Genomic DNA, 3,272 nt, shown 5'->3' on the forward strand with positions numbered 1-3,272 from the left:
TGCCGATCCCCATCGGGAACCCAGCACCCCAAGGCCGCAACGGCTACCAACTGCCGCCGCCTGCGCATCCCTTCTCACAACACGGTATGAACTTGTCAAAGAACCCGCCCGATGCAGAAACCGCAAGCTCCACCGAACCTTAGGTTCAGGTGATAAGCGCCGGTTTGTCGGGCTTCCCGTTTCGCGTGCCGGTCGCTGCCGTTTCGGCGGCGCCGGCGTCGTTCGCGTCGGGAGGCGTCTTATATGCGGCCTCACCCGAACCACGCAAGAGCTTTTTTCGCCCTTCGGCAAAAAAGTTGGGGCGGCTCACTTGGCCGGAATGCTGCCCCAGGTTCCGGGCGCCGCGGGAGCGATCGCAGCATTGGGAACGGCTTCCGCACCGACAGCCGCCGTGGCTGCCGTTTCCGTCGCCGGAGGGTTGAACAGGTGGCAGTCGGGGATCGGCCCGACGCACATCTTCGCCACCAGATCCCACGTCTTCACCGGATCCGGACGGATCTGGGCGAAGTTGGAGAAGTTCTGGCTGACGATGGGCGCGTTGGGCAGCGGCGTCTTTTCCGAATAGGGCACGCCGGAGAAGTAGAAGGACTGCGGCTTGCGATAGGCCACGGTCTGCGCCCCTTCGGACGGAACCGGCACCCCCGCCGCGGCCGGAGCCACACCGGGCGGCGTGCGGTAGGGCTCAGCCGTCAGCCCCTCGGCATCCGTCGTTTCCTTGGCGTTGAAGGCATAGCCGAACAGGATGCCGCCATTGGCGGTCTGGTCCGGGCTGACGCCGGTCTGCGCCGGACCGCCAGCGGTGCCGACCCAGATCGAATAGCCCTGGATCCGGTAATCCAGCTGCGCGCTGTCGCTCTTGGCATAGGGCAGATGTTTGATGAAGTCGCGGCGCGGCGGGTGGTTCAGCGGCGAGAAGCTGCAGCAGGCCGGCATGCCCTTCGGCCGGTCCTGCTCGTAAGTCAGGAAGAAGGCGCGGTCGCCGATCGACACGAAAGAACATGTGTACTGGTTCGATCCCGGGAAGATCGGCAGGCAGCGCTTCTCGTAATGCTCCATCATCGCGCCCCTGCCCATCGGGCCGGCGACGGTGCTGTCATAATAGGTCGAGCCGTAGGAAACCTCGTAATCCTCCCCGTCCTTCAGCGGAGCCGGCGGCTTGCCGTCATAGGGCGGCGGGTGATCGGCATAGCCCTTGAACACGCGGTACATGGTCCAGTTGGTGGACCAGAAGGCCGGGAAATGCGGGTCGCTCGGCTCCCCGGCGTTGCGGGGATAGACGCAGCCCTTCCAGGGGCAATTGCTGAAGCCCGGCGGGTTGTGGACGCCGAAGGTCGGGTAGATGTTCCTGGCCTGCGCCCAGGCGGTGTCGGCGGCGGCGATCAGCCCCAGGGCGGCGACCGCGCCCAGCAGGCCCGGATGGCGGGAATGTCCGGTCATGCGGAGCCTCCTCACGGGACGTATTGCCAGGTCGGGGCGCAGAACTTGCCGGGGTGGCCGTCCATCGGCAGCTGCATCAGCATCTTGGCCTGGATCTTCAGGTCGAACATCAGGCCGATGGCGTCGTTGATCTTGTCCGGGTTGCCGTTGAAGCTCTGGTGCAGGGCCTTCAGCAGGTTGGAGTAGTAGGTGTTGAAGGCCTCCGACTGCACCGCCGCGACCGAGCCGGCGGCGTAGTCGGCCTGCTTGGGATCGTCGATCAGGGTCTGGACGCCGGCCGGGTCGAAGGGGACGACCTCGTCAGTGAAGTACCAACTGCCGTCGCCGGCCTTGGCGATCTTCCGGCCTTTGTAGATCTCGTAGAAGCTGTAGTAGTGCGCCATGCCATTGTCGTCGCCGTCCTCGGTCCCTTCCTCCGGCGAGGTCGGGGTGCCTTCGCCCTCGCGGACGATGCGGGCAATGGCATCCTGCGCGTCGGCCAGGGACAGGATCGGCTTGATGCCGAACATGCCGTAGACCTGCCCGTCGGCGGTGCCGGAGAAGAAGCCGTTGCCGAGGTCGCCCAGCGCCTTGGAGATGTCCTCGTAGAATTCGCCGATGGTCCGGTAATTGTCCTTGATATCGGACGCCGCCAGTCTGGGTGCCGACTCCAGAATGTCGATGGGGTCGGCCGGTTCCTCGATCACCATGAAGCAGTTTTCGACCTGATCCAGCGAGAAGCCGCGCAGATGCACGATGAACTCCGGCTGGCCGGGCTGGGTGCCGATGTGTTTCGGCAGGCCGCCGGGATAGGAGGGCACGAAGGCCGGATTGTCGATGGCCGGACGGCCGCCGATGGCCACCAGGATGTTGGCGGCCTGGCAGAAATGCTCCATCTCCTGCATTGCGATGTCGATGATCATCCCGGCGATCACGCCGTTCTTCGCATCGTCCAGCGAATAGGCGGCCTGGAGATAGGCCGGCAGCGTCGCGTGCTCCAGTTCCACCGCGAGTTGGAGGTTGGCGCGCACCTCGTCCAGCGTCCGCGGCGTCTTGGCCTGGACGACGAGCGAGGGGCCGCGCTTGGGCAGGTCGGTGGCCTTGGCGCCGGCGGCCGGGACCGAGCGGGTCGCCGCCATGGTTTGGGTCGTCATGTGGGATCTCTCCACCAATCGGATGGTTGGGGCGGGATGGTTGGGGCGGAGGCTCGGCCCGTTATTTCTTCAAATATGTGGCAGGGTGCGGCGCGGTGTCCGCGGCCGGCGGCGCCTGGACGGCGGCCCACATCATCGACTCCGTCGCGGGTGCGGCCGGCTCCTCGGCGACCGGCCCGGCAGAAGATGGCTTCGCCGGCGCGGTGCCGCGCACCGGATTGGCGGCCCATTTCAGGATCGCGGCCTTCTTGTTCGGCGACAGGTCGCGCACCGCCGGCATGTAGTTCGGGTTCTCTTCCGGAAGCGACAGGGCGGTTTGCAGCGAATACAGGTGTTTGCACACGCTGTCATAGTCGCCCATGTTCAGCACCGGCAGCATCACCGGATAGAGCGCGGCGTATTGCGCCAGGATCGGCTTGATGTCGGCTTCCCAGTTCGGCTCCTCGGGGATCTCGTAGCCGCTCCACACCAGGAAACTGATGAAGTCCCAGGGGTTGCTGTAGGTGTCCGCGTTGGCGTCGCTCAGCGTCGGCCGCACGCCATAGACCTGCCCGTCGATGTCGTCCACCGCGCGCGGCTGACCCGGATCGCCGGCGGAGAATGTGACGGCGGCCTTGCCGGCGGCATCGGTCCGGACCGACGGCGGGAAGCCCAGCGCACCCGCCGGCACGCCGACCGGCGGGGCGCCCCCCCCGCCGAGCG

The 3,272-nt window shown here is 66.3% G+C and carries 2 protein-coding genes and 1 pseudogene; all 3 read right to left on the reverse strand.

Annotation, left to right across the window (positions count from 1 at the left end):
- Window positions 1–306: 306 nt before the first annotated feature.
- On the reverse strand, window positions 307–1,437 hold the full coding sequence (locus TSH20_RS33300) for a hypothetical protein (RefSeq protein ID WP_085082690.1): 1,131 nt from the start codon (window positions 1,435–1,437) through the stop codon (window positions 307–309).
- Window positions 1,438–1,448: 11 nt separating this feature from the next.
- Window positions 1,449–2,570, reverse strand: coding sequence for a ferritin-like protein (locus tag TSH20_RS33305; protein WP_244560497.1), 1,122 nt, complete (start codon window positions 2,568–2,570; stop codon window positions 1,449–1,451).
- A gap of 61 nt (window positions 2,571–2,631) precedes the next feature.
- A pseudogene (locus TSH20_RS35175) lies at window positions 2,632–3,272 on the reverse strand (hypothetical protein); the annotation flags it as partial.

Source organism: Azospirillum sp. TSH20, from assembly GCF_003115935.1.
Lineage (GTDB): Bacteria > Pseudomonadota > Alphaproteobacteria > Azospirillales > Azospirillaceae > Azospirillum.